The 26,864-nt window shown below is 72.8% G+C and carries 23 protein-coding genes; 12 read left to right on the plus strand and 11 right to left on the minus strand.

The features are described from left to right. Positions 1–112: 112 nt before the first annotated feature. Both mutA and ACFUK0_RS32165 read right to left on the minus strand, forming a co-directional pair. Entirely contained in the window at positions 113–1,996 is a 1,884-nt protein-coding gene (gene mutA / locus ACFUK0_RS32160) for a methylmalonyl-CoA mutase small subunit (RefSeq protein WP_380256051.1), read from the minus strand. A 484-nt stretch (positions 1,997–2,480) separates the two neighbouring features. Further along, positions 2,481–3,191 carry a GntR family transcriptional regulator gene (locus ACFUK0_RS32165; protein ID WP_380256053.1) on the minus strand — a complete coding sequence of 237 codons (711 nt, stop codon included), beginning with the start codon at positions 3,189–3,191 and terminating at the stop codon, positions 2,481–2,483. Positions 3,192–3,466: 275 nt separating this feature from the next. Between ACFUK0_RS32165 and ACFUK0_RS32170 the strand changes: the two genes are divergently transcribed. Next, entirely contained in the window at positions 3,467–4,375 is a 909-nt protein-coding gene (locus ACFUK0_RS32170) for a helix-turn-helix transcriptional regulator (RefSeq protein WP_380256055.1), read from the plus strand. Between the two features lie 51 nt (positions 4,376–4,426). Here the strand turns inward: ACFUK0_RS32170 and ACFUK0_RS32175 are convergent, their stop codons facing one another. From ACFUK0_RS32175 to ACFUK0_RS32185, 3 genes are all read right to left on the minus strand, one after another. Next, positions 4,427–5,581 carry a hypothetical protein gene (locus tag ACFUK0_RS32175; RefSeq protein WP_380256057.1) on the minus strand — a complete coding sequence of 385 codons (1,155 nt, stop codon included), beginning with the start codon at positions 5,579–5,581 and terminating at the stop codon, positions 4,427–4,429. A 46-nt stretch (positions 5,582–5,627) separates the two neighbouring features. Then, the gene (locus ACFUK0_RS32180) at positions 5,628–5,978 is read right to left on the minus strand and encodes a WXG100 family type VII secretion target (protein WP_380256059.1); all 351 of its coding nucleotides are present in this window, start codon (positions 5,976–5,978) and stop codon (positions 5,628–5,630) included. Between the two features lie 123 nt (positions 5,979–6,101). Then, complete coding sequence (locus ACFUK0_RS32185) at positions 6,102–6,350, minus strand: hypothetical protein (RefSeq protein WP_380256061.1); 249 nt, start codon at positions 6,348–6,350, stop codon at positions 6,102–6,104. A 211-nt stretch (positions 6,351–6,561) separates the two neighbouring features. On the opposite strand from ACFUK0_RS32185, the gene ACFUK0_RS32190 reads away from it, so the two are divergent. Then, a complete protein-coding gene (locus tag ACFUK0_RS32190) occupies positions 6,562–7,125 on the plus strand; it encodes an O-methyltransferase (protein ID WP_380256063.1) in 564 nt (187 codons plus the stop codon). Here ACFUK0_RS32190 and ACFUK0_RS32195 read toward each other — a convergent pair. From ACFUK0_RS32195 to ACFUK0_RS32210, 4 genes are all read right to left on the minus strand, one after another. Next, a complete protein-coding gene (locus ACFUK0_RS32195; protein WP_380256065.1) occupies positions 7,097–8,029 on the minus strand; it encodes a S8 family serine peptidase in 933 nt (310 codons plus the stop codon). The genes ACFUK0_RS32190 and ACFUK0_RS32195 overlap by 29 nt on opposite strands. 58 nt (positions 8,030–8,087) lie before the next feature. Then, entirely contained in the window at positions 8,088–8,339 is a 252-nt protein-coding gene (locus ACFUK0_RS32200; protein ID WP_380256067.1) for a hypothetical protein, read from the minus strand. 36 nt (positions 8,340–8,375) lie between these two features. Next, the gene (locus ACFUK0_RS32205; RefSeq protein WP_380256069.1) at positions 8,376–9,320 is read right to left on the minus strand and encodes a hypothetical protein; all 945 of its coding nucleotides are present in this window, start codon (positions 9,318–9,320) and stop codon (positions 8,376–8,378) included. A gap of 80 nt (positions 9,321–9,400) precedes the next feature. After that, complete coding sequence (locus ACFUK0_RS32210) at positions 9,401–9,628, minus strand: hypothetical protein (RefSeq protein ID WP_380256071.1); 228 nt, start codon at positions 9,626–9,628, stop codon at positions 9,401–9,403. A 468-nt stretch (positions 9,629–10,096) separates the two neighbouring features. On the opposite strand from ACFUK0_RS32210, the gene ACFUK0_RS32215 reads away from it, so the two are divergent. The 4 genes from ACFUK0_RS32215 (at position 10,097) to ACFUK0_RS32230 (ending at position 16,306) form a co-directional block, all read left to right on the plus strand. Continuing rightward, positions 10,097–10,381, plus strand: coding sequence for a hypothetical protein (locus tag ACFUK0_RS32215; RefSeq protein WP_380256073.1), 285 nt, complete (start codon positions 10,097–10,099; stop codon positions 10,379–10,381). Between the two features lie 105 nt (positions 10,382–10,486). Further along, positions 10,487–11,239 carry an ABC transporter ATP-binding protein gene (locus ACFUK0_RS32220; protein ID WP_380256075.1) on the plus strand — a complete coding sequence of 251 codons (753 nt, stop codon included), beginning with the start codon at positions 10,487–10,489 and terminating at the stop codon, positions 11,237–11,239. Next, complete coding sequence (locus ACFUK0_RS32225; protein WP_380256077.1) at positions 11,236–13,005, plus strand: hypothetical protein; 1,770 nt, start codon at positions 11,236–11,238, stop codon at positions 13,003–13,005. The genes ACFUK0_RS32220 and ACFUK0_RS32225 overlap by 4 nt, the downstream gene beginning before the upstream one ends. A 181-nt stretch (positions 13,006–13,186) precedes the next feature. Beyond that, a complete protein-coding gene (locus ACFUK0_RS32230; protein ID WP_380256079.1) occupies positions 13,187–16,306 on the plus strand; it encodes a phosphocholine-specific phospholipase C in 3,120 nt (1,039 codons plus the stop codon). An 88-nt stretch (positions 16,307–16,394) separates the two neighbouring features. Here ACFUK0_RS32230 and ACFUK0_RS32235 read toward each other — a convergent pair whose 3' ends face one another. Then, positions 16,395–17,669 (minus strand): aminotransferase class I/II-fold pyridoxal phosphate-dependent enzyme, encoded by a 1,275-nt coding sequence (locus ACFUK0_RS32235; protein ID WP_380256081.1) that lies wholly within the window; start codon positions 17,667–17,669, stop codon positions 16,395–16,397. Positions 17,670–17,996: 327 nt separating this feature from the next. On the opposite strand from ACFUK0_RS32235, the gene ACFUK0_RS32240 reads away from it, so the two are divergent. Then, entirely contained in the window at positions 17,997–20,111 is a 2,115-nt protein-coding gene (locus ACFUK0_RS32240) for a glycosyl hydrolase family 28-related protein (protein ID WP_380256083.1), read from the plus strand. Here the strand turns inward: ACFUK0_RS32240 and ACFUK0_RS32245 are convergent. Continuing rightward, positions 20,062–22,281 carry an NADP-dependent isocitrate dehydrogenase gene (locus ACFUK0_RS32245; RefSeq protein WP_380256085.1) on the minus strand — a complete coding sequence of 740 codons (2,220 nt, stop codon included), beginning with the start codon at positions 22,279–22,281 and terminating at the stop codon, positions 20,062–20,064. The genes ACFUK0_RS32240 and ACFUK0_RS32245 overlap by 50 nt on opposite strands. 314 nt (positions 22,282–22,595) lie before the next feature. Here ACFUK0_RS32245 and ACFUK0_RS32250 point away from each other — a divergent pair, with 314 nt between their 5' ends. Genes ACFUK0_RS32250 through ACFUK0_RS32270 form a run of 5 tightly spaced genes read left to right on the plus strand, consistent with a single transcriptional unit; the run spans position 22,596 to position 26,817 of the window. Next, positions 22,596–23,942, plus strand: a complete 1,347-nt coding sequence (locus tag ACFUK0_RS32250) for a class I adenylate-forming enzyme family protein (protein ID WP_380256087.1) — start codon at positions 22,596–22,598, stop codon at positions 23,940–23,942. Further along, positions 23,939–24,724, plus strand: coding sequence for an SDR family NAD(P)-dependent oxidoreductase (locus ACFUK0_RS32255; RefSeq protein ID WP_380256089.1), 786 nt, complete (start codon positions 23,939–23,941; stop codon positions 24,722–24,724). Before ACFUK0_RS32250 ends, ACFUK0_RS32255 begins: the two co-directional genes overlap by 4 nt. Continuing rightward, a complete protein-coding gene (locus tag ACFUK0_RS32260; protein ID WP_380256091.1) occupies positions 24,718–25,026 on the plus strand; it encodes an acyl carrier protein in 309 nt (102 codons plus the stop codon). The genes ACFUK0_RS32255 and ACFUK0_RS32260 overlap by 7 nt, the downstream gene beginning before the upstream one ends. Next, a complete protein-coding gene (locus tag ACFUK0_RS32265) occupies positions 25,023–26,051 on the plus strand; it encodes an AvrD family protein (RefSeq protein WP_380256093.1) in 1,029 nt (342 codons plus the stop codon). Before ACFUK0_RS32260 ends, ACFUK0_RS32265 begins: the two co-directional genes overlap by 4 nt. 43 nt (positions 26,052–26,094) lie before the next feature. Next, positions 26,095–26,817, plus strand: coding sequence for an AAA family ATPase (locus ACFUK0_RS32270; RefSeq protein ID WP_380256095.1), 723 nt, complete (start codon positions 26,095–26,097; stop codon positions 26,815–26,817). The last annotated feature ends 47 nt before the right edge of the window (positions 26,818–26,864 follow it).

The following is a 26,864-nucleotide window of genomic DNA, read 5'->3' on the forward strand; positions in this document are numbered from 1 at the left end:
TCGGCGTCCTTGCCGGTCGCCTCCTGCCACGCCCGGCGCCACTGCGCGCCCGTGGCACCGGCACCGCCCGCACCGGCCTCCTCGTCCAGGCCGATCTCGCTGAAGTCCGGGATCATCGGGCCACTCCGCTCTCGTCGAGAACCGTGGTGAGGGCCGCGACCGCGTCGCAGCCCACGAAGACGTAGTCGTCCACCCCGGCCTGTTGGTACGCCTCCAGGTGCTCACCCGGCCTGCCGGCCAGCAGCACGCGCCGCGCGCCCGCCGCCTTCAGCGCCGCCGCGACGGCCGGCCCCTGCTCCGCATACAGCTTGTCACTGGAGCACAGGCACGCCACCGACGCACCGGACGCCACGAACGCCTCCACCAGCACCGCCGGGTCCGAGGACTCACCGAGGACCGTCTCGAGGCCGCCGGCCTGGAACAGGTTCGCCGCGAACGACGACCGCCCCGTGTGCACCACCGCCGCCCCGATCGCCGCCAGGAACACCCGCGGCCGCACCCCCGCCGCCGCAAGCTGTGCGTCCGAGCGCGTGCGCAGCGCCTCGAAGGCCTCCGAGCGCCGCACCCGCGGCAGGCCGCCGCCCGGCCCCGCCGGGGCCGCCTCGCGCAGCACGGGCTGCTCGCCGAGGTTGGGGAACTCGCTGACGCCGGTGATGGGTTCACGCCGGCGCGCCAGGTCGGCGGAGCGCTTGGCCCAGGTCGCGGCGATCCGCCCGCCCACCAGCCCCGACTCCAGCGCCGCCCGCTGGCCCCCCGCCGCCTCGATCTCCCGGAACCACGCCCAGGCCGCGCCCGCCAGCTCCTCCGTCAGCCGCTCCACGTACCAGGAACCGCCCGCCGGGTCGATGACCCGCGCCAGGTGCGACTCCTCCAGCAGGACCGACTGCGTGTTGCGCGCGATCCGCCGCGCGAACGCGTCCGGCAGGCCCAGCGCCGAGTCGAACGGCAGCACCGTCACCGCGTCCGCACCCCCCACACCCGCCGCCAGACACGCCACCGTCGTGCGCAGCATGTTCACCCACGGATCACGCTCGGTCATCATCACGCCCGACGTCACCGCGTGCTGACGCTGCCCCGCAGCCCCCGCACCCGCCCCCGACACCTGCGCCACCCGCGCCCACAGCCGGCGCGCCGCACGGAACTTCGCGATCGTCAGGAACTGGTCGGCGGTGGCCGCGTAGCGGAACTCCACCTGCCCGCACGCCTCCTCCACCGACAACCCCGCCGCCGTCAGCTCCCGCAGGTACGCCACACCCGTGGCCAGCGAACACCCCAACTCCTGCGCCGCCGACGCACCCGCATCGTGGAACACCGACGCGTCCACCGTCACAGCACGCAGACCCGGATGGCTGCGCACCGAGGCGGCCGCAAGCGCCGCGGCGTCGGCGAGCAGCCGTCCGGTGTCGCCACCGTCACCCGTGCGCGCGAGCAGGCCCAGCGGGTCCGCGCCGAAGTTGCCCCGGCTGTCCTCCGGAGCCACCCCCCGCTCCGCCAGAACAGCGAGCAACCCCTCGGCCGCACCGACGAATTCGGCACCCGGGTCGAGCACCACCGCCGCCAGGTCCAGATAGACACCGCGCAGCACCCCGGACAGCGCACCGACAGGCACACCGCCCTCCCCGACCGCCAGCCACAACGAGGTGACACCGTTCTCCAGATCGGCGAGCACCGCCTCATTGGCACGCACCGGGTCCGGATGGGCATGACGCTGACGCACGTCCCACCCGCCCAGCACCGAACCCTCGGCCCTGCCACCCCGCACGAACGGCGCAAAACCCGGGTAACCGGAATCAACCGCCGTGTCGTCGGCGGTATAGAGAGGACGGGCACGAACGCCGTCCTCGATATCAGTGGTGAGAGCGTCCTCGGCCAACGCGCCTTCGACATTCTGCGCGCCGGACTTGCGCAGAACGCCTTCGACAAGGTGCTGCCATTGCCCACGGGTAGGGCCCGGGAACTCGGCGGCCAGGGGGAGCCCTTCGGGCAGGACCGTCATGGGGGAAGGCTATGTGCTGAAAGGCCCGCCGCAGCAGGTTGAGTCGATGTGACCTTTCCCTCGCTGCACTGCACGTCACGCAGAGTGCCGTGGCCGGGAATTCCGCGGGTGCGATCGCGGCACTCCTCGCCGCCCGGCGTGTCGCGCCGGACGGCGCGGCGGGCTGCGGCGATCCGTCCGCACCACGCGCATCGGCCGACGAACGGCCGCCACCCGGCGGCTGGCTGTCCGGCAGCAGTCCGTGACCGGTGGGCCGGCGGCATCCAGAACGCGTGTAGGGCCCGTGAAGCGGGTCTTCAGCGGCGGCTCAGCACGGACTCAGCACAGCGCCGCCGCCACCGGCCGGTGCACCGGCTCCGGCCCGGGTTGCGGTCACGGTGGCGCCCTCGTCGGCGGCGACGGTCAGTGGCCGGTGCACTCGTGGTCGAGGTTCCGGATCGAGAAGTCCGTTACCCACTCGGCTTGGTGGGCGAGAGAGCGGGGCTCAGTGCGTACCGGGGCGCCGTGCCGGGGCCTCGTCCGCGGCCTCCTCCTGGCCGGCCGGCCGGAGCGAAGGGGCGTGGCCGAGGTGGCGGGCCATCTGCTCCTCGGCCGCCCCGGCGTCGCCGGAGATCATCAGGTCGAGCAGGTCGAGGTGCTCCTCGGCGGAGGAGAGCAGCTTGCCGGCCTGGTCGAGCCTGGTGAGACCGTGCAGCCGGGAGCGGTTGCGCAGGTCGCCGACGCTCTCGACCAGCCGGGCGTTGCCGGCCAGTGCGAGCAGGTCGAGATGGAAGCGGCGGTCGGCCTCCAGGTACCCGATCAGGTCGTGCGCCCGGGCGGCGTCGACGATCGCCCGGGCCAGCGGCCGGAGCCGCTCCAGTTGCTCGGCGGTGGCGGTGCGGGTGACCCGGCCGACGGTGGGGACCTCGATCAGGGCGCGGATCTCGGTGTAGTCGTCGAGGTCGCGCTCGGTGAGCTCGGTGATCCGGAAGCCCTTGTTGCGGACGGCCTCGACCAGGCCCTCGCGAGTGAGGTCGAGCATCGCCTCGCGGACGGGCGTGGCGGACACGCCGAAGTCGGCGGCGAGGGCGGGAGCCGAGTAGACGACACCGGGGCGCAGCTCGCCGGCGAGCAGCGCGGCCCGCAGGGCCTGGGCGACCTGGTCACGCAGGCGCTCCTGGACGGAGACGAGGGCGCGGTGCTTGAGGTCGGCCATGGTGTTCCTCCCGTGATCACAGGCCACCAGCGTACAATGTCACATGGCGATCGCGACCACAGTAGTCGTGCAGACCGACGGGCCGTCAGTGCCCCGGCCCGCCCGGGCGGTGGCAGGCCTCGGCCGCGCCACGGCCAGATCCTGCCACGCCGTACCCGCCCTCCTGAAGGGCTCCGGCCGGTCCGCCGGCACCGTTGGGAAGACCCCCGTCGTCGGGCGGTGCCTGGTCCTGTCAGGGCCAGGCTCCGCGCCGGCGGATCGGCGAGAATCGGCGTATGAGTTCCTCGACCGCGCTGGGCGACTTCCTGCGTTCCCGGCGTTCCCGGCTGCTGCCCCAGGACGTCGGCCTGCCCGAGGCCTTCCGCCGGCGCAGGGTGGCGGGCCTGCGCCGCGAGGAGATCGCCGAGCTCGCCGGTGTCAGCGTCGACTACTACACCCGGATGGAACAGGGGCGCGTCCCCAACGCCTCGTCCTCGGTGCTCGGCGCGCTCGCCCGCGCGCTGCGACTGGACGAGGAGGAGACCCGGCATCTGCACCGGATCGCCCAGCCGCCCGCCGCGCGGCGCGGCACGAGGCCGCCGGACCGGGCGGCGAGCCCGCAGCGCGTCCGCCCGATGCTCCTGACCCTCCTGGAGTCCCTGCCGGACCTGCCCTCCCTGGTGATGGGGCGGCGCATGGAGGTGCTGGCCTGGAACCGGGCGGCGGCCGCACTGCTCGGCGACTTCGGCGCCCTGGAGCCGGCCGCGCGCAACATCGCCCGGATCACCTTCCTGCACCCCGCCTCCCGCTCCCTGTACCGGGACTGGGAGTCCTGCGCCCGTGAGAACGTCGCCTACCTGAGCATGGAGGCGGGCCGCCACCCGGACGACCCCCGGCTGAGCGAGCTGATCGGTGAACTGGCCGTCAAGAGCGAGGAGTTCCGCACCTGGTGGGCCGAGCGGCCGGTGCAGGACAAGACCTCCGGCCGCAAGCGCTTCCACCACCCGGTCGTCGGCGCGCTCGACCTGACCTACGAGACCCTGCGGGCCGTGGACGACCCGACCCAGGCGCTGATCACCTACGCCCCCGAGCCCGGCAGCCCGTCCGAGGACGCCCTGCGGCTGCTGCTCGCCTGGACGGCGCAGGACAGCCGGCCCGGCCCCCCGACGGAGCAGGTCCGTCGGGGGGCCGGGGCCTCCGACTGAGCCCGGCCGAGCGGAAGCCTGCCGGGGCAGGCCACGCCCGGCCGGGGCCGGCTACATGCCGTTCTTGCGGATGGCCGTGTACGCGGAGAAGGCCGAGAGGTCGGCCTCGCGCGACACGCACCCCCGGCTGCCGCTGTCCTCCAGGATGATGGCCCTGGTGTGCTCCGCGTTGGCCCAGCCGCCGAAGAGCACGACGTGCTGGTTGTTGTCACCGCCCACGTGGTGGACGACCATCGCGTCGCCGGGCTGCATCTCGCCCTTGGAGATGTGGTGCGCGATCCCGGAACCCTCGCTGATCAGGGGCCCGGTGGTGGTCCCCTCGCCGGGTATGCCCCAGGCCGCCGACACGAAGCCGGAGCAGTCGACCCGGTAGCCGTTCGTGAAGGAGCACTGGCTGTACCCGAGCTTGCGGTTCACCCGCTCCATCGCGCGGTCGACCATCGCCCTGCGCTCGTCGGAGACCCCGTCGAGCTTCGGCTGGGCCAGGGGGCCGGCGCCCTGGCCGTTGCGCGGGTGCCACTTGTTGCTCCAGGAGTCCCAGCCGCCGCCGCGGATCTCGGTCTTCCAGTCGCCGTCGCTGCGGTCCTTGATCTTGGGCCCGTCGTGCTTGCCGCCCGGACCGCTGACGACGCCGGAGCCGTCGTTGCCGGAGGTGTCGTGACCACCGCCACCACCGCCTCCGCCGGTGCCTCCGCCTCCTCCGCCGCCACCACCACCACCGGTGCCGCCGCCACCAGACCCGCCGCCGCCTCCGGTTCCACCACCGCCGGTGCCGCCACCGCCTCCGCCGCCGTGGTCGACGCTGTCGAGCCCGGTCTTCGGCGGCTTCTGCTTGTCCTCGCCCGGATCGGTCCCCTTCAGGCCGTCCGCGATCCCGTGCTCGACCGCCTCGTACGCGTCGATCACCATCTTGATCTTCCGGGCGTCCTGGCCGAGCTCCTCGGCGAGCTTGTTCTTCGTCGCTTCGAGCCGGCCGGCCCGCTCCGCGATGCTCTTCACGTCGCTCTGGATCCGGGCGACGATCACGGCAGCGCCGACGATGCCGAGAATGCTGCCGGAGGCCACGTCCATCGCGGCGGCCGCCGCGACCTTCGTCCTGATCTCGGCGACCCGCTTGCCCATCGCGTTCATCTTCTCGTTGAGCTGCTGCCAGTCGCGCTGGATCTCGGCCAGCTCCTGCGGCTGGAATCCGAACTGATCGCCCATGGGGACGACTCTCTTCCTGGTGGGATGCAAGTGGATGCGGGACGGATCAGAACTCGTTGGCGAGGCGCTTGACGGCGCTGCTCAAGTCGCTGAGTTCGTCGGAGACGCCGTTCAGTTCGCGCACCCGGCTCTGGGCGTGCGCGACGAAGGCGTCGGCGGCCGCGCCGTGCCAGGTGAGGCGGCCGAGGGCGGTGCTGACCTCTTTGCCGAGTTCCTCGACCTGCTGGGCCATCTCCGCCAACTCGGTCGCGAACTTCTCCAATTCGGCGTCAGGGTCGCCGAACATCTTGCTGAGCACCCAATGCGCGATCTTCGCCGGCGCCATATAGACGTCCTCGGCGACATTGAGCGCGGCACTGCCCAGATCCTTGACGTCGTTCCACAGTCCCACAGTCATTCCCCCATGACGTGTTTTCCCCAGCGTGCTGATAATCAGTCAAAAGGCTAGCCGAACCACCCCCCGCCCGGGAGACCGGGAGGTCCGGTCGATCCACCCACCGGCGGACAGGGTGATCGACGGTCAGCCCCGCGCGTTCCAGCGGTCCTGGAACCAGCCGAGCGTCTCGAACAGGCGCTCGCGGTTCTCCTCGCTCTCCAGCAGGGAAAGCCGGAAGCCGGGGCGCAGCGCCAGCTTGCCCTCCGCGATCGCGACACCGTCCAACTCATTGAGCCTGCGCCGGAGTTCGTAGGTCCGCTGGTACAGCGGAACCTGGAACTGCTGTGCCCTCCCCTGCATGAGGTCGGCCACGACCGTCTCTTTGACCTGCATCCGTACTCCCCGCCCGCTGCTTCGACTACGGCCCACGGTAGGGGGTCGGACCGACAGTCCGTCAGACCGTCCCGCCGCACCGGGCGCAGGCGGGACGGCCCCCCGCTCGGAATCCGGGTGACGACGGCTCGGCGCCGTCCCTACCATGTGCGGGATCCGGGCGATCCCGTCCGGCCCTGTCGCACAACTCCGCCTGTTTGGAGCCGATTCCATGCCCGCTTCCGTCGACGCGGCCGTCCGGCGCGCCGCCGAGCACTCGTTTCCCTACTCCTGCGACCGTGCCACCGGTGAGCTGCTCGCGGTACTGGCCGCCGCGGTGCCGCCCGGCGGGCGGATTCTCGAACTCGGCACGGGGGCGGGTGTCGGCCTCGCCTGGATCGTGCACGGTCTGGGCGGCCGGACGGACGTGTCGGTGCTGAGCATCGAGCAGGACCCGGTGACGGCGGGCATCGCCGAGGCCGGTGAGTGGCCGGCCCACGTCACCGTCAGCATCGGCGACGCCGTGGCGGTGCTGCCCGGGCTCGGCCGCTTCGACCTGGTGTTCGCGGACGCCGAGGGCGGCAAGTGGCGTGGCCTGCCGCTCACCCTGCGGGCGCTGGCGGACAGGGGCGTGCTGCTGCTGGACGACATGGACCCGCAGCGCTACGAACTGCCCGAGCACCACCGCTCGATCGGCGCCGTCCGCAGCACCCTGGCCGAGGACTCCGGGCTGGTGCTGGTCGACCTCCCGGTGGCCAGCGGGATCATCATCGCGACCCGCCGGCCGTCCGCGTAGCCCCCGGGGCGCGGCGGCGCGCGGCCAGCAGCGTGGTGTAGGCGGCCCAGGCGTCCAGCAGCGGCGGGACCACCGTCCGCGGCCGGCCGGCCCGGCCCGGGTGGACGACGGCCGCCCGTACCTCCGCCGCCGACGCGTCGGGAAACTCCGAGAGCAGCAGCGCGACGGTGCCCGCGACGAATGGCGTCGCGGCGCTCGTCCCCGTCAGCACCAGCGGACGCGCGCCGCCGCCGAGGCTCACGATGCTCTCGCCCGGTGCGCCGATGCCGCGGGTGCCGATGGACCCGCTCAGGTTGGACAGGGCCATCGGCCGCCCCCGGGCGTCGTAGGCGACGACCGGGACCGTCCACGGGTGCCTGGTGAGCACCGTCGTCCCGAGGGCCCCCTGGTTGCCGGCCGCGACGACGGTGATCACGCCACGGCTCGCCGCGTGGTCCAGTGCCCCCTCCAGCACCCGGTGCGCAGAGCCGGAGGGCTGCGCCGGGGCCACGCTCAGGTTGAGCACCCGGGCACCAGCGTCGACGGCCTCGACGACGGCGGCCGCGAGTTCCTCCGCCCGCGCGGCGGGCGCCTCCCGGCCGCCGGGGGCGCCGGCGGCGAAGATCGGGCGGACGAGCAGCGTGCAGCGGGGGCAGATCCCGGGTGCCGCGGAGGAACGCCGGGCGCCCAGCACACCGGCCACGAACGTCCCGTGCAGGCACGAGGCGTCACCCGTGCCGCAGCTCCGGGCGCCGTCCCCGCCGGGGCGGGCCGCCCCGGGCAGGGCGATCCGGCGTTGTCCGGCGAAGTCCGGGTGGCCGAGGGCCACGGCGCCGTCGATCACCGCCACGGCGATGCCGGGCCGGCCCGCGCTGCGCGCCATCAGGGGCGTCAGCCTGACCAGGTCGCACGGCGCCGCGGCCATCGGGCCCTCCCCCTGCGTGTCGGTTCGGCCGGTTCGGCCGGTTCGGTCCGGCGCGGGATCACGGGAAGACGGGGCTCTCGCAGTCCTTGACGCATTCCGTCCGGCAGCGCTTGCACGCGGTGCTCCCGGGGTGCCCGGCGCAGATGTTCCAGCACACCCCCCGGCACTCCAACGAGCAGATCGATTGGAGGCCCGCGCCGCGGCCCTGCGCGACGACCGTCCCGCGCGCCACGAAGCCGTAGCGGTCCACCCGGTAGTGCACTGTGCTCCGGTACACCGTCGACTCGGCGGTGAATCCTGGGATCCTCATGCCCGCTCACCTCTTCCTGGGCTTTTCTGCCGCAACTCAGCGGTCGTAGTAGGGCGACAGCGGGGTCACCGTGAAGGGGAACTCCTCGGTGACGTCGACCCGCACGAAGTGCTTCTCGGTGACGTCCGTCTTGCGTCCGGTGTAGGAGAAGACGATGTCGATGATCTTTCGGGCACCGCTCAGCCTGGAGTCCCGAAAGTCGACCGAACTCAGGGAGGCGCCGTCCGCGAAGGCCTTGACCGTCGTCTCGTAGATCCGCGGGTTGCGGACCGCGACGTAGTTCAGGGCGCGGTGCTCGTCGGTGTCGCCGGCGTTGTCGCCCAGCTGCATGATCCTGCGCAGCAGGCTGGTGGAGGACCGTTCGAACTGCTCCGCCTCGATCTTCGCCGGCCGCTTGAGCGCCCGCACCAGCTCCTCGCCGTCGAAGGAGTAGATCTGGTCGAAGGCCACCACCGGGAGCGTCAGTCCGTTGCAGAGCCCGGGCGGCGCGAGGCCGCCGCGGATCCCGATCACGACGTCCAGGTCGGTGGCGCGGGGCTCGGTGCGGACGGCGTCGATCAGCAGGCCGAGCTCGACCGGGTCGCGCGGCCGGAGCAGGTAGGTCTCGATGCCCTGGATGCTCAGCACGTAGCAGAGCTGCCGTGCCAGGTAGCGGTTGTCGGGCTGCGAGATGAGGTGGTGGACGGTCTCCCGGTCGGTCATGCCCTTCGTGTCGGCCCGGCCCGCGTTCTGGGCGATCTCCTTCTCGACCCCCAGGCTCGGGAACCGGAAGTCGATCTGGCCCAGCGCGTAGACGTAGGAGGGCGGCGCCGGTTCGCGGCCGCCGCCGTCCGCGGCGCCGCGGCAGCCGCAGGCGGGTGCGACGGTCTCCGCCGCCGTGCCGGCCGCCCGGAGGTCGGCGGGCTCCACAGTGCCCGGGTCGGGACCGTCGGGGTCGTCCGCCGGGCGGTCTTCCGCCAGATCCGTGAATTCCTCCTCCATCAGTGACTCCTAGAGCACTCCTGGGGCGGGCGAACCCGCTCGGTGCGTCGGACGTGAAGCGACCCGTCCGAGGTCCGGCCTCACTGCCCGTGGCCCGGTGCCCTCGACAGGACCACCCGGCGGTTCAGCGCGGCGGCACGGCGTTCGCAGCCCCCGCAGGGCCGCCTGATCCCCATCGTGTACGTCACGCGCTTGACGGCGTCCCCGAGGCCGATCTCCTCGTCCGGTACGAATCCGGGGATCCGCACCCGGCGCGGCGGGCGCTCGCCCCGCCGGACGGGCTCGTCCCGCTTCTCGTCCCCGCTCATCTCCCTCGCACCTCCGATGACATGCGCTCCCGCCGGGCCGGCGAAGGGCCCCGGGACGCACTGAGGGAAGGACATTGCTCGGCGACGCACCCGCACCGGACTGTCGGGGTCCGGTCGCGCGGAGCCCGGCAGCCGGGCCCCGTGTGGTCGCGAGGGGGGAGCCGCAGCCGGTCCGTGAACCGGGGGCCGCGGTCATCCGCTACCTTCCAGCCTCCTCCGACCGGCGCCCGGACGCACCTCGGGAGCAGCCGTCGTCGAACCCGGACCGGCCGCCCGCCCCGGCGCTTCTGACGGACCGTCAAGCCTGCGCACACCGTCCCGCCGGATCATCCGGACGACCCTGCGGGCGTAGCCTGGAGGAGAGGGCCGGCCGCCCGGCCGGCGTTCGCAGACAGCGCCCGCGCGGGGGCACGGGCCGACCGGTGGCCACGGCACCCGAACCCGGACCACCAGGACGGGAGCGTCGCCATGACCCTGCCCGGATTCCACGCCGAGGCGCCCCTGCGCCGCAGTTCCTCCCCGTACGCGACGGGCCCGCTGCGCGCTGCCGCCGACGCACCGATCCGGCCCATGTGGACCGAGGAGCAACGGCGGTTGCTCCTGGAGTGCGACCGGTCCTACAACGTGTGCGAGGGCGGGTGCACGGACTCGAACTTCCCGACCTACGAGGAGTGGCAGAACTGCAACACCGCCTGCAACCAGGGCCTCGACGCGTGCCTCGCCCCGCTCTACGGCGACACCGGCACCGGGTAGCGGCCGGCTCGAACCCCGTCCGCCGCGGGCGGGCGGACCGGCGGGCCGGACACCGCGAACGGGTCGGTACTGTGGGCGGACGATCCGTCGAGAGGCACCGTCCACATGGCCAAGAACTCCGCCGAACCGCGTGCCGGGGCGCGTAAGGCCCTGCTCCAGCTCACCGGGGTGAGCCGCTCGTACGGCGAACGGGAGGTCCTGCACCCCGTGAGCCTGGCCCTGGCGGCCGGCGAGTGCGTCGCACTGCTCGGCCACAACGGGTCCGGCAAGTCCACCCTGCTGCGGGTCGCGGCGGGGCGGGACGCGCCCACCAAGGGCACCGTCCGCTTCGACGGGATCCCGATGGACGAGAACGACCCGCGGATCCGGGCCAGGGTCGCGGTCGTGGGCGACACCGTCGCCTGCTACCCGGACCTCACGGTGCGCGAGCACCTGCTGCTCGTCGCGGTCGCGCACGGGGTCGCCGACGCCCGGGCCTGGGTGCAGCAGGTGCTCACCGACCGGATGCTCGCCGAACGGGCCGAGGCCCTGCCCTCGGCGCTCTCCTCCGGGCAGATGCAGGCACTGCTGCTGGCCTGCGCCCTGGTGCGGCCGCGCGACCTGCTGCTGCTGGACGAACCCGAGCAGCGCCTCGACCCGGACGCGCGCCGGCACCTCGCCGACCTCCTCAGGGCCGAGCTGGCCGACGGCGTGGCCGTGCTGCTGGTCACCCACCACACCGACCTCGCGCTCGACGTGGCGGACCGGGTGGTGATGCTGGAGGACGGCAGGATCCTGAAGCAGGGCGCGCCCCGCAAGGTGCTGGCGGCCGAGTTCGCCGCCCGCGCCGCCGGCGCCGCCACGGCGGGCACCCGGTGAGCGGCTCGACCCTGCGGGCCGGCCTCGAACCGGCCGCCCCGGCCGACAGCACGGCCGGCATCGAGGACGGCACGGCGGACGGCGCCGAGGACGGCACCGACACCGCGCCCGCCGACTGGACCGGCGACGACGACTGGACCGACGAGGCCCTCGCCCTGCTGCGCGCCATGCGCGCCCCGCACCGGCGCAGCCGCGCCAAGTCGGCCGGCTTCGCGATCTACTGCACGCTGCTGATCCTGGTCATCTGGGGCGGCGTCCCCAGCCTCGGCCTCTTCCTCCAGGCCTCGATGGGCGCCGACTACACCGGCCACGGCGGTGACCTGCTCGCCGCCATGCCCGCCGCGATCACCGCGATCGGGCTCGCCACCGTACTGCTCGTGGTCCGCGACGGGCTCTGGCGCGGGCCGGTCGTACCGCCCCGGGCCACCGCCGACTGGCTGCTCACCCACCCCGTCCGCCCACGGCCGGTGCTCCGGCCGTGGTTCTGGCTGTCCTGCGCGCTGGCCGTCTTCCCCGGCCTGGTGGCGGCCGTCGGCGGCATGGTCGTGCTCGGGCTGACCGTCCGGGTCGGCCTGCCGGCCGCCCTCGGCTGGTGCCTGGCCGGCGGCCTCTGCCTGCCGCTGCTGGCCACCTGCGCCGGACTCCTGGTGGAGCGCAGCGACCGGGCCGCGCAGTGGGTCCGGCGGCTCACGCCGTACGTGACGGTGCTGATCCTGGCGCTCGCCGCGCAGAGCGCGCTGGCCGTCGCCGGGCATCCGGTGCGGTGGCTGGAGCGGGCCGAGCTGTGGTCCGGCCCGTGGGGCTGGGCGGGAATCGCCGCGCTGGCCCCGACCCGGGCGGCCGTGCCGGGCGGCTGGGCGGCCGCCGCGCTGCTGGTGCTACCGACCCTGGCCGCGCTGCTGCTGGCCGACCGGGCCGCCGCGACGGTGCCGCTGGCCCGGCTGCGCGAGCGCGCCCGGACGGCCGCCGGGGTGCTCGCCGCGCTGCGGACGGTCGAGCTGCGCAGTGCCCGGCTGGCCGTGAACAGCGCCGCCGGCGGCGACCGGCAGCGCCGGGTGCGGCTGCCGGCCCCGAAGCGGGTCTGGCTGGTCGTGCCGTGGCGGGACACCCTCGCGCTGCTCCGCTCCCCCGCGCGGCTGGGCCGCGCCGTGGTGCTCGCGGTGCCGGCCCTGCTCGGCGCGGTGCTGGCGCACGGCGCACGGGGCGGGCTGTCCTGGCTGGCCACGGCCGTCGCACTGGTCTTCGGCTACCTGGCGGTGGCCCAGTTGCTGGAGCCGGCCCGGATCGAGACGGACGACGTCCGGCGGGCCTCCTGGTCACCGTTCCCGTTCGCCTCGCTGATGCTGCGGCACGCGATCGTGCCGACGCTGGCGGGCGTGCTGCTCGGGCTGGGCTGCACGGCGGCGATGCTGGCCGCGGGCGGCGGGGCGGCGGCCTGGCTGGCGCCCGCCGTGGCCCCGGCGCTGGTCGCGGCCGGACTGGTGAACGCCTGCCGGGGCGCGATGCGCAAGGACCTGATGTTCTCCCCGGCGCAGGGCACGGGCGGCGGGGCGGGGCCGCTGCTGTTCGGCGCTTGGTACGCGGCGGGGCCGGCGGTGGCCGTGATCGTGCTGACGCCGATGTTCTCGACGGCGCTGCGCAGCGGTGCGGCGGTGCCGGTGGGCAAGGCCGCGCTGATGGCCGTGGTGGTGGCCGTGCTGCTGCTGCGCTGGGCGCAGGCCAGGGCGGTGAAGCTGAGCCGGTCGCGGCCGGGAGAGGGCGGCTAGCGCGGACGGGGCGGCGGCTCGGCGGCGCGAGCCGCCGCCCCAGATGTCTATACAGCTTTGAGACGGCTAGCTGTCATCGCGGCGACACCGAACACCCCGCGGGCGGTCATCTCGGGCACTTAGACATAACGGGTCTGGACCAGACAGGCAGAACAGCGCCGTGATCGAGGAGCCACCCCCCATGAGTCCGATGCCCGAAGTCTCCCGCCGCACCCTGCTCGGCGGCGTGGCCGCAGCCGCCGTACTGTCGGCGCTCCCGCTGAGCGTGCGTGAGGCGCTCGCCGCCCCGGCCAGGCCGGGAAAGCTCTCCGACATCCAGCACGTCGTCGTCCTCATGCAGGAGAACCGGGCCTTCGACCACTACTTCGGCACCCTCCCCGGCGTGCGCGGCTTCGGCGACCGGGCCGCCGTGCGCGGGGTCAACGGCCGCTCGCTGTTCCACCAGCCCGACCCCTCCCGCAAGGAGGGCCACCTGCTGCCGTTCCCGATGAACGCCGCGCACACCAACGCGTACCAGCAGGGCGCCCCGGCCTTCGGCTTCGTCGACTCGATGAACGCCTGGAACGACGGCCTCGCCGACGGCTCGGTGACCCGCCGCTCCGGCGGCTGGCTCGGCCAGGGCTACTACGAGCCCGCCGACATGCCCTTCTACAACGCGCTGGCCTCGGTGTTCACCACCTGCGACGCCTACCACGCGTCGGTGCAGTGCAACACCAACACCAACCGCGAGCACCTGATGACGGGCACCAGCGGCGGCACCGTCCGCGACACCCCGGTGACCGACAACAGCGAGCCCGCCGCCGGTTTCGAGTGGACCACCTACGCCGAGCGGCTGGAGGCGGCCGGCGTCAGCTGGAAGACCTACCAGGCGCTGGACAACTTCGACGACAACGCACTGGCCTGGTTCACCAGCTTCCACCAGGCGAAGCCGGGCGAGCCGCTGTACGAGCGCGGGCTGCGCGCGGTCGGCGACCCGGCGAAGAAGGGCGACCCGTTCGCGATGGGCGACGCCCTGGTCGACGCGTTCACCGCCGACGTCCAGGCCGACACGCTGCCGCAGGTGTCCTTCCTGGTCGCGCCCGCCGCGCTGTCCGAGCACGCCAACTACGCGCCGCCGAACGGCGAGCACCTCACCGCCCGGCTGCTCTCCTCGCTCGCCGCCAAGCCCGAGGTGTGGGCGAAGACCGTCTTCATCCTCAACTACGACGAGCACGGCGGCTTCTTCGACCACCTGCTGCCGCCCGTACCGCCGCTCGCCACCGGGCGCGGCAAGTCGACCGTGCCGGTCGACGGCGAGGTCGTCGTCCGGGTCAGCAAGGGCGGCAGCACCTACCACCGGACGGTCGGCCAGGACGGCCGGTACCGGGTGAAGGCCGCCGACGGCTCGCTCACCTGGTCGGACACCCTGCCCGCCGGGGAGACGCTGGTGGCCGGCCCGTTCCCGATGGGCCTGGGCGTCCGCGTGCCGATGGTCGTCGTCTCGCCGTGGACGCGCGGCGGCGTGGTCGACTCCACCGTCTACGACCACACCTCGGTGATCCGGTTCCTGGAGAAGCGCTTCGGCGTCCAGGAGCCCAACATCAGCGCCTGGCGGCGGGCCGTCACCGGCGACCTCACCTCCGTCTTCGACTTCTCCGGCCGCAACCCGGCCTGGCCCGAACTGCCCGACACCAGCGGCAACCGCCAGAAGGTGACGGACACCGGCAAGCTGCCCGCGCCCACCGTGCCCAGCCCGCAGTCGCTCCCGCAGCAGCAGCGCGGCACCCGCACGGCCCGCCCGACGCCGTACAACCTCACCGTCAAGCCGCGGCTGCGCGACGGCGTGCTGACGGTCGACTTCGTCAACCAGGGCCGCCAGGGCGCCGTCCTCGCCGTCTACCCCGCGCCGGGCGGCGCGCCCCGGCACTACACCGTGGGAGCCAAGGACCGGCTCTCCGACACCTGGACGGTCGGCGCCGAGGGCTACGACCTGCGGGTGCACGGGCCGAACGGCGCACTGTGGCACCTGCGCGGCGACGCCGCCGCCCCCTACGAGGCGTCCATCTCCGAGGAGCAGAACGGGCGGGTGCTGGAGGTCGACGTGATCAACCGCTCGCGCACCGCGCAGACCTTCCTGGTCGGCGACCTCGCGTACGGGGACGGGCTGCGCCAGGTGCGGGTCGCCGCGGGCGACGACCGGACGGTCAACGTCAAGGTCGGCCGCGAGGGCTGGTACGACGTGGTGGTCGCGCTCCAGGGCGACCTGACCTTCCGCCGCCGTCTGGCCGGCCGGTTCCCCGGTGACGAGCAGGGGGTCACCGACCCGGCGATGGGCCTGCCGGACGCACTCGCGCTGGACGTCTCGCTCCAGGCCGCCTCCGCCACCATCGACGAGGCGATCCTGCTGCCCGGCCGCCCCGCCCGGGTCAGCGCCCGCTTCGGCGCGACGGCCGCCCTCACCGGCATCGAGGCCCAGCCGGTCGTCCCGGCGGGCTGGACGGTCACCGCCGTCACCGCGCCGCCCGCCGCACTGGCGGCCGGGGCGAGTGCGACCGCCGTCTGGGAGGTGACGCCGCCGGCCGTACTGCCCGACGGCGGCAGCTACCGGCTCCTGGTCACCGCGCGCGCCCTGGCCGGCGACCGGTTCGCCGTCGCGGACGGCGAGTTGAGCGCCCGCACGGCGCCCGTGATGGCCGGCCACCTGCTCGGCGAGGACTTCGAGTCGCTGGCGGGCGCCCTCCAGCCGGTCGGCGGCGTGCTCGGCTGGACGGCGCAGGCCCCGCAGGGCTGGTCGGTCGTCAACGCGGCCGGCATGCCGCAGGGCACGGCCCGCCTCCAGGGCTGGACCTTCCACACCAAGCGCGCCTGGTCCACCCCGGCCGGGCAGGACCGCGGCAACTTCGCCCGGGGCCTGGGCATCGTCGCCGTCGCCGACCCCGACGACTGGGACGACACCGGCGCGCCCTCCGGCAAGGGCAAGTTCGACTCGACGCTGGTCTCGCCGGCCGTGCCGATCCCGGCCGGGGTGGGCACCCTGTACCTCGCGTTCGACTCGCACTACCGGCAGGAGGCGCCGCAGAAGGCCGCCGTCACCGCGGTGTTCGACAACGGCGTCGAAACCCGGCTGGTCTTCTGGAGCAGCGACGCGACCGGCAACGACAACGCCGGCAAGGACGTCCAGAACGCCTTCGTCACCCGGCAGTTCGCCGTCCCGGCGGGGGCGTCCTCGGTGACGCTGAAGTTCCGGATGTACGACGCGGGCAACAACTGGTTCTGGGCGGTGGACCACATCCGCCTCGACAGCCGGGCCGTCACGGGCTGACCGCCCGGCCGCCGGCCCCGCACACCCGTCACCGGGAGTGCGGGGCCGGCTGTGCTGCGGCCCGTGGCCCGTGAGCCGTGGGCCGTGCTCAGGCGGCCAGCAGCTTCTCGTAGCCGACCAGCCGGACGCAGGCGACCAGCCCGGCGACGGCCTGCTCCAGCTCCGCCAGGGAGGGGTAGCTGGGCGCGATGCGGATCACGGCGTCCCGCGGGTCGTCGCCGAGCGGGTGGGTGGCGCCGGCCGGGGTCAGCGCGATACCGGCCTCGGCGGCGCGGCGGACGATCTCCTTCGCACAGCCGTCCAGCACCTCCAGGCTGACGAAGTAGCCGCCCTTCGGGGTGGTCCAGGCGGCGAGGCCGGTGCCGGCCAGCCCGTCGTGGAGGATGCGCTCGACGGCCTCGAACTTCGGCTGGAGCAGGGCGCGCTGGCGCTCCATGTGCTTGAGCACACCGGCCTCGTCCTGGAGGAACCGGGCGTGGCGCAGCTGGTTGACCTTGTCCGGCCCGATCGACCGCTTGGCCTGGTTGGCGAGCAGCCACTTCACGTTCGCCGCCGAGGAGCCGAAGAAGGCGACGCCCGCACCCGCGAAGGTGACCTTCGAGGTGGAGCCGAAGACGAAGGCCCGGTCCGGCCGGCCGCTCCGCTCGCAGGCCGCCAGCAGGTCCGCGATCTCCACGACCTCCTCGGTCAGGTGGTGGACGGCGTAGGCGTTGTCCCAGAAGATCCGGAAGTCCGGTGCGGCGGTGGGCATCTCGGCCAGCCGGCGGACGACCTCGTCGCTGTAGACGGCGCCGTCCGGGTTGCTGTACTTGGGGACGCACCAGATGCCCTTGACCGCAGGGTCGTCGGCGACCAGCCGCTCCACGACGTCCATGTCGGGGCCCTCGGCCGTCATCGGCACCGGGATCATCTCGATGCCGAAGCGCTCGCAGATGGCGAAGTGCCGGTCGTAGCCGGGGACGGGACAGAGGAAGGCGATCCGCTCCTCGTCCACCCAGCGCGAGGCCGCTCCCGGCAGGACGCTGAGCAGCGCCTGCACGACCGCGTCGTGCATGAGTTCGAGGCTGGAGCTGCCGATGGCCAGCAGCTGGCCGGCCGGCACCTGGAGCGGCCCGGCGAAGATCTCGCGGAGCTCCGGGAGGCCCTGGAGCCCGCCGTAGTTGCGGCAGTCCGTGCCGTCGGCCGCGGTGTGCTGGTCGCCGGGCAGGCTCAGCAGCTCCTGGGAGAGGTCGAGTTGCTCGGGCGCCGGCTTGCCGCGGGTGAGGTCCAGGGACAGTCCGCGGGCCACCAGTGCCTGGTAGTCCTGCCGGGCGAGATCCCGGTACGACGTCAGGGTGTCCTTGCTCAGACCGGTGTTCGTCATGGTGCTTCCTCTCGCCCTGCTCCTGCGGTGCCGCTCGTCCGGCGGGCGGCGCCAAGGATACAAGCCCCGCGCCCGGCCCCCGTCGGCCGTCCGGGAGCGCGCTCCTCCTTGCGGGAGGGTGCGCAACGACCGGCGCTCGATTGCGCAAGAATTCGATGTCGACTCGCACTTGGACAGCAAGCCAGTGGAATTATCTGGCAGGAGCCTTGCGGAACCCACCCGTGGGTCCTAGGGTCGGCTCACCCTCGTGGCGCGTGCTTCGCCCCGAGGCCCTGAGCGCCGGCTGGCATCCACCCCGAGCCGGCCCCCGAGAGAAACGAGCCCTCGATGTCACGGAGCACCACCGGAGCCTCGGCGAGACCGTCCGGCCGGACGCCGCGAGGATCCGCCGCAGCCGTGGCCGCGATGACCGCGGCCACCGTCGGCCTCAGCGTCCTGGCCGGCGGCACCGCCCTGGCCGGCCCGTCCGGCCAGGCCGCCGGAGCCCCCGTCGTGACCCGCGCCGCCCTCGACCCGTCGCTCGTCGCCGGTCGGGGCGCGGCCGTCGACTTCGCCGAGCAGGAGGCCGAGAACGCCACCACCACCGGCACCCAGGTCGGCCCGGACCGCACCGCGTACACCCTGGCCGCGGAGGCGTCCGGCCGCCGGGCGGTCAAGCTGACGCCCGGCCAGTACGTCGAGTTCACCCTCCCCGCCGCCGCCAACGCGATCAACGTGCGCTACAGCATCCCGGACGCACCGGACGGCGGCGGCATCACCGCGCCCCTCGACGTCACGGTGAACGGCAAGAACCGCACCACCATGACCCTCACCTCGCAGTACGCCTGGCTGTACAACCAGTACCCGTTCTCGAACGACCCCAAGGCCGGTCTGCTGCACCCCGACTGGTGGATCACCGAGTGCGGCTGCGTGCCGAGCGCGACCACGCCGGCCCCGACCGTCGCCACGCCGTTCCGCCCCAACCACGCGTACGACGAGCAGCGCCTGCTGCTGGGCCGCACCTACCGCGGCGGTGACAAGGTGCGCCTGGCCGTCCCCGCCGGGAGCAACGCCGCCTCCACCGTGATCGACCTGCTCGACACCCAGCTCGTCGGCCTTCCGCACGTCAACCTCGCGGCGGCGAACGTGCTCGCCTTCGGTGCGGACCCGTTCGGCCGGCGCGACTCGGCGGACGCGATCGACAGGGCGATCGCCTTCGCGAAGCGCAACCACCTCAAGGTCTACATCCCGCCGGGCACCTACCAGGTGAACCGTCACATCATCGTCGACGACGTCACGATCGAGGGTGCCGGCAGCTGGTACACCATCATCAAGGGCCACCAGGTCACCCTGGCCACCCCGTCGGCCGACGGATCGGTGCACACCGGTGTCGGCTTCTACGGCAAGGACGCCTCGGCCGGCGGCAGCAACAACGTCCACCTGTCCGGCTTCGCGATCGAGGGCGACGTCCGCGAGCGGATCGACACCGACCAGGTGAACGGCATCGGCGGGTCGATGAGCAACTCCACCATCGACGGCCTCTACATCCACCACACCAAGGTGGGCCTCTGGTTCGACGGCCCGATGACCAACCTGAAGATCACCAAGAACGTGATCGCCGACCAGATCGCCGACGGCCTCAACTTCCACACCGGCGTGACCCACTCGCTGGTGTCGAACAACTTCGTCCGCAACTCGGGTGACGACGGCCTCGCCATGTGGTCCGAGAAGACCGAGGACGCCGACAACACCTTCGACCACAACACCGTGCAGACGCCGGTGCTCGCCAACGGCATCGCCATCTACGGCGGCACCGACAACACCGTGTCGAACAACCTCGTCGCCGACCCGGTCCGCGAGGGCAGCGCCATCCACGTCGGCTCCCGCTTCGGCGCCGAGCCGTTCACCGGGCACCTGTGGATCACCGACAACACCACCGTCCGGGCCGGTACGCAGGAGCTGAACTGGAACATCGGCCTCGGGGCCATCTGGTTCTACGCGCTGGACAAGAACATCGACGCGGACATCCGGGTCACCGGCGACCACTACCTCGACAGCACCTACAACGCGGTCATGCTGGTCGCCGACTGGCCGGTGAAGGACCTCTACTCGGTCACCAACCTGCACTTCAAGGACATCAAGGTCGACGGCACCGGCACCTCCGTGCTCAGCGCCCGCGCCGCCGGATCCGCCACCTTCGAGAACGTGGACGCCCGCAACGTCGGCGCCGTCGGCGTCAACAACTGCGGCACCTTCCACTTCAGCCAGACCGGCTCGGAGTTCGCCCTGACCGACCTCGGCGGCAACGACGGCGGCGGCACCACCGGCCCCTGGCTCGCCCCCTGGGAGCTGCCCAACACCATCACCTGCGACGACCGCCCGCCGTATGCGTGCGTCAGCCTGGACCCCGGCCTCAGCCGAGGGTCGCGAGGGCCTCGTTCAGCGTCTGCGACGGGCGCATGACGGCCGCGGCCTTCGCCGGGTCGGGCTGGTAGTAGCCGCCGATCTCGACGGGCGAGCCCTGGACGGCGATCAGCTCGTCGACGATGGTCTGCTCCTGCTCGGACAGCGTCTTGGCGAGAGCCGCGAACGCCTCCGCGAGCTGCGCGTCCTCGGTCTGGCCGGCCAGCTCCTGGGCCCAGTAGAGGGCCAGGTAGAAGTGGCTGCCGCGGTTGTCGATGCCGCCCAGCTTGCGGCTCGGCGACTTGTCCTCGTTGAGGAAGGTGCCGGTCGCCCGGTCCAGCGTGTCGGCGAGGACCTGGGCCCGCGCGTTGCCGGTGCTCTGCGCGAGGTGCTCGAAGCTCGCCGCCAGGGCGAAGAACTCGCCCAGGCTGTCCCAGCGGAGGTAGTTCTCCTTGAGCAGCTGCTGGACGTGCTTCGGCGCGGAGCCGCCGGCACCCGTCTCGAACAGGCCGCCGCCGTTGATCAGCGGGACGACCGAGAGCATCTTGGCGCTGGTGCCCAGCTCCAGGATCGGGAACAGGTCGGTCAGGTAGTCGCGCAGCACGTTGCCGGTGACCGAGACGGTGTCCTCGCCGCGGCGGATCCGCTCCAGCGAGAACGCGGTCGCCTCGGCCGGCGTCATGATCTCGATCTGCAGGCCCTCGGTGTCGTGCTCGGGCAGGTACGCCTTGACCTTGGCGATCAGGTTGGCGTCGTGCGCGCGGCTCTCGTCGAGCCAGAACACGGTCGGGTTGCCGGTCGCCCGGGCCCGGTTGACGGCGAGCTTGACCCAGTCGCGGATCGGCACGTCCTTGGTCTGGCAGGCGCGGAACACGTCGCCGGCGCTCACCGGCTGCTCCAGCACGACGTTGCCGGCGCCGTCGACGAGCCGGACGGTGCCCTCGGCGGCGATCTCGAACGTCTTGTCGTGGCTGCCGTACTCCTCGGCCGCCTGCGCCATCAGGCCGACGTTCGGGACGGAGCCCATGGTCGCCGGGTCGAAGGCGCCGTTGGCGCGGCAGTCGTCGATGACGACCTGGTACACGCCGGAGTAGCTGCTGTCCGGGATGACGGCGAGGGTGTCGCCCTCCTTGCCGTCCGGGCCCCACATGTGGCCGGAGGTGCGGATCATCGCCGGCATCGAGGCGTCGACGATGACGTCGCTCGGGACGTGCAGGTTGGTGATGCCCTTGTCGGAGTCGACCATGGCGAGGGTGGGGCCCTCGGCCAGCTCGGCGTCGAAGGAGGCCTTGACCGCCGCGCCCTCGGGCAGGGCGTCGAGCCCGCCGAGGATGCCGCCGAGACCGTTGTTCGGGTTCAGGCCGGCCGCCGCGAGCACCTCGCCGTACTGGGCGAAGGTCTTCGGGAAGAACGCGCGCACGACGTGGCCGAAGATGATCGGGTCGGAGACCTTCATCATGGTGGCCTTGAGGTGCACCGAGAACAGCACGCCCTCGGCCTTGGCCCGGGCGACCTGGGCGGCGAAGAACTCGCGCAGCGCGGCCACGTGCAGCACGGAGGCGTCCACGACCTCGCCGGCGAGCACCGGTACCGACTCGCGCAGCACGGTGGTGGTGCCGTCGGCGCCCGCCAGCTCGATGCGCAGCGAGCCGTCCTCGGCGATCACGGTGGACTTCTCGGTGGAGCGGAAGTCGTCGGCGCCCATGGTGGCGACGTTCGTCTTCGACTCGGGGGTCCAGGCGCCCATGCGGTGCGGGTGCGTCTTGGCGTAGTTCTTCACCGAGGCGGGGGCGCGGCGGTCGGAGTTGCCCTCGCGCAGGACCGGGTTGACGGCGCTGCCCTTGACCTTGTCGTAGCGCGCGCGGACGTCGCGGTCCTCGTCGGTCTTCGGCTCGTCCGGGTAGTCCGGCAGCGCGTAGCCCTGCGCCTGGAGCTCCGCGACCGCCGCCTTGAGCTGCGGGACGGACGCCGACACGTTCGGCAGCTTGATGATGTTGGCCTCGGGCGTCTTGGCGAGCTCGCCGAGCTCCGCGAGGGCGTCGGCGATGCGCTGGCCCTCCTCAAGACGCTCCGGGAAGCTGGCGATGATGCGGCCGGCCAGCGAGATGTCGCGGGTCTCCACGCTGACGCCCGCCGTCGAGGCGTACGCCTGGACCACCGGCAGGAACGAATACGTCGCCAGGGCCGGGGCCTCGTCAGTGTGCGTATAGATGATGGTCGAGTCAGTCACCGGGTACTCCGCTTCACGTCGGAAAACGTCTCGACATCAAGATATCTCGTGACCGCCCCTCCGCGACACCCGCCCCACGCCGAGTCGCCGAACAGCCCCGCCGGCGGCCCGCGACGACGGCCCCGGCGGGCCGGCCCCCACCCCTGGCGCAGTGCCGTAGCCGCCCGGCTACCCCTGCCGGGCATGGCAACAGAAGCACTCCGGATCAGCATTTCCGCGCCTGGTGGACGCGGGTAGCTTCGGGTCTGCCGAGGGCGAGAGGCGGACCGACCGGAGACGGGAACGGCTCGCCGCGACAGATACGGGAGAGCTGCGTGAGCCACCCATTTCTCGACAGGTTCAAGCTGTTCGGAGACGCGGATGCCGTGGTCTTCGGGAACACGACCACCAGTTACCGCGACCTCATCGAGGTGGTCGAGGACTGGCGGGCCTACCTCACCGCGAACGGGGTCGGCCGGGGTGACGTGGTCACCCTGGAGGGCGCCTCGTCACTGCAGACGTGCGCCGGACTGCTCGCACTGATCGACCGGGGAGCACTGGTGATCCCCCTCACCACGCTGCCCGACGCCAAGCGGGCGGAGTTCCTGGAGGTCGCCGAGGCCGAGACGACGATCAGCATCGACGACGCCGGCGACCGGCACCTGGCGCGGACCGGCCGCCGGGCCGGCCACGAGCTCTACGGACGGCTGCGCGAGGCCGGCCGGGCGGGCCTGGTGCTGTTCAGCTCGGGGACGACGGGGCGCAGCAAGGCGTCCGTCCTGGACTTCGAGAAGGTGCTGGCCCGCTACGGCGAGCCGAGCCGGCCGAACCGGATCCTGTCCTTCCTGAACCTGGACCACATCGGCGGCGTCAACACGCTGCTCCACACCTTCAGCCAGGGCGGCGCGATCGTGACGGTCGCCGACCGGTCGGCGGAGAGCGTCTTCGCCACCGTGGCCCGGCACCGGGTGGAGATCCTGCCCACCACCCCGACGTTCCTCAACATGGTGCTGATCTCCGGGGTGCTCGACCGCTTCCCGCCGCAGTCGCTGAAGCTCATCACCTACGGCACCGAGCCGATGCCGCTGCGCACCCTGGAGCGGCTGAAGAAGGAACTGCCGGACGTCCGCTTCAAGCAGACCTACGGCCTCTCCGAGCTCGGCATCCTGCCGACCCGCTCGAAGAGCGACGACACCCTGTGGCTGAAGCTGGGGAACACGAACGGCTTCGAGTACAAGATCGTCGACGACGTGCTCTGGGTCCGCTCCGACATGGCGATGCTCGGCTACCTGAACGCCCCGGCCCCGTTCGACGAGGAGGGGTTCTTCAACACCCAGGACGTGGTCGAGACCGACGGCGAGTACCTGCGGATCCTCGGCCGCCGCTCGGAGATCATCAACGTCGGCGGGGAGAAAGTCTACCCGACCGAGGTGGAGAACGTCCTGCTCCAGGTCCCGAACGTCGCGGAGGCGACGGTCTCCGGCCACCCGAGCCCGGTGACGGGCATGGTCGTCCGGGCGACCCTGCTGCTGGCCGAGGAGGAGGACGAGGCCACCGTCCTGCGCCGGGTGCGCCGGCACTGCAAGGAGCGGCTGGAGGCGTTCAAGGTGCCGCTGATCATCGAGATCTCGGCCGACGACCTGCACTCGGACCGCTTCAAGAAGATCCGGAGCGCCCGATGACCGCAGCCCCGGAGCAGCCGGCGGCCGCGGAGCGGGCCCCGGCGGCGCAGGGCGACCCGCGCCCGGTGGCCGTGGTCACCGGCGGCAGCCGCGGGCTCGGCGCCGTACTCGTGGAGCGGCTGCTCGCCGAGGGCTGGCGGGTCGCCACGTTCAGCCGCACCGCCAACGCCTTCGTGGAGTCGCTCACCGAGCGGGGCGGGGACGGCTTCCTCTGGCAGCCGGCCGACCTGCACGAACCCCGGGCGCTGCGCGAGTTCGTCGCGGAGGCCGCCCGCCGGTTCGGCCGGATCGACCTGCTCGTCAACAACGCGGGGGTCCTGCACCAGGAGCTGTTCCTCACGCTGTCCCCGAAGCGCGTGGACACCCTGATCGCGGCCAACCTGCTGGCCCCGATCACCCTGGCGCAGGCCTGCGCGCGGGTGATGACCGGCAACGGCGGCGGGACGATCGTCAACGTGTCGTCCATCAACGCGATCCGCGGCTACCGCGGGGTCGCGGTGTACTCGGCGGCCAAGGCCGGCCTGGACGGCTTCAGCCGCAGCCTCGCCCGCGAGCTCGGGCCGTTCGGGATCCGGGTCAACACGGTCGTGCCCGGGTTCTTCGACTCCGACATGACCGAGGACGTCACCCCGCAGAACCGCGAACGCATCCAACGGCGCACCCCACTGGGCCGGTTGGCGAGCGTCGAGGAGATCGCCGACGCGACGCTCTACCTCTGCTCACCCCGCGCATCTTTCATCACTGGACAGACGATCGTCGTAGACGGAGGTATCACATGCTGAAGCAAGCCGAAGTCCGGGCCGTGGTCATCGGCCGGATGGGCATCCTGCTGCTGGAGGAGACCGACGAGGTCGTGGCCGTCGGCGGCGAGGACCAGCTGCACGAGCTGGCGTTCAACTCGCTGCTGCTGGCCCGCCTGATCATCCAGCTGGAGTCGGCCGTCGGCGTCGACCCGTTCGCCTCCGAGGTCGCGTCCATCGCGGACATGCGGACGGTCGAGGACCTGGTCGGCGCGTACGAGAGCGCGGTGGCGCAGGCCGCCGGGGCGGTCCCGGCACTGGCGGAAGCGGCGGCCGGGTCATGACCGCGACCTCACTCCTCCTGCATTCCATCGACGACTACCTGGGGCCCAGCGAGGGCCGGTTCTTCGGCGGTGGCTACCGCCGGGCCCGCTACCAGGTCGACGGGATCGCGGTCACCCCCGACGGGCCGGCGGCCGGCGCCGTGGCCACCGTCAGCATCGGCTACCCGGCGGACTGGTCCCGCAAGGCCAGGTCCGTCGACCTGCGGCCGCACCTGAGCACCGTCGACATGCTGGTGCTCGGCCTCCAGCTCAGCGAGGCCCACCTCGTCCGGGCCCACGGCCTCGACCGCGCGCTGCGCACCGATGCCTGGGTGCGCAAGGTGACGCTGCGCGCGGGCGCGGAGCCGCAGGAGGACCTGGACGGGATGCCGGGCTCGGCGAAGCCGGTCAGCACGACGCCGGTGCCCGGCTCGGACGGCCGGTACGTGTCGGTGTACGACGCCTCGGTGGGCGCGATGCGCGCCCGCTACGAGATCGAACACCGGACGGGGGCGGCCGGGCCGGCCGCACCCGCCGCCTTCGCCTCCCTGGACGACGCCCTCGGCCCGGCCGCCGGGCGCTACTACGGCGCCGGTTTCCAGCACCAGCGCCAGCAGATCGAGGACGTCCACGTCGACCTGTCGGCCCTGCGCTCCTCCGCCACCGTGCGGATCGGCACGGCCGACGGCGGCCCGCCGCCCGCCGAGGGCCTGGACGGGGCCCACCAGCCCCTGGTCTCGGTGATCGACTGCTTCGTCGTGAACCTCCAGTTGGCGCAGATCATGATGTACGAGATGGACGCCGTCCGCCGGCAGGACAGCAACACGCTGTGGATGGTCCGCACGGTCCTGGAGTGCGCGGACCCCCGGCGCCCCTGGACGGACGCCCTGACCGCCTCGGCCCGGATCGCCGAGAAGTACCTGGTACCGCTGCGCGGCCGGACCTGGCGGAACGTGCAGATCCAGGGCGAGTGCGGCGGAGTGACCCTGCGCGCCGCCTTCGCCCACGAGCTGCCGGCCGAAGCCGCAGCCGTCGCCGTCGCCTGACCCGGCCAGACCGGCCCCAACGAGACCTACGGGAGCACGCTCCATGAAGATCGCAATCTCTGGCACCTACTCCTCCGGCAAGACCCGTTCGGTGATGGCGCTGTCCCACTACACCGGCCTGCCCCGCACGCTGGCCCGGGCCATCCGCGAGATCCTGCCGGAGGCCCTGCCCGGCAAGACGCTCGCCGAGGTGACCCCGGCCGAGTTCCTCCAGCTGATGATGCGCCGGCACGTCGGCCGCGCCGTCCACGAGGCCGTCCTGGGCGAGAACTTCCTCTCCGACGGCTCCTCCCTCCAGGAGTGGCTGTACGGCGCGGCGCGGGTGCGCCACGGCATGAACCCGACCGCGACGGCCCACCTGAGCGAGACGGCCCAGGCTCCCGGCAGCGCCGAGATGGCCTACTTCGCCGAGGTGGTCGAGCAGTTCGGCAACGCCTTTAAGCAGCACGTGAGCCAGACCTACGACGCGTTCGTGCACCTGCGGCACGAACTGCCGATCACGGACGACGGCCACCGGCCGATGAACGAGTCGTTCCGCACCACGATCGACGAGATGCTGCTCAGCACCCTGGAGGAGCTGAAGATCCCCGTCCACGTGGTCGGCGGGGCGTTCCCGGACCGGCTGGACCAGATCGTGGAGATCTTCGGGCTGCCCACCGTGATGGGCGTCGACGAGGCGATCGAACTGGCCAACGCCGACTACGCGCAGATCGACCTCCGGCTGGAGACCGAGCGGGCCAAGGCCTTCGCGAGCGTCGCGGCCTGATCCGGGCGCGCTCCGGGAGCACCGGCCCGGTGCGGCCGCCGTCACGG

The sequence above is a fragment of the Kitasatospora sp. NPDC057223 genome, from assembly GCF_042669755.1.
GTDB lineage: Bacteria > Actinomycetota > Actinomycetes > Streptomycetales > Streptomycetaceae > Kitasatospora.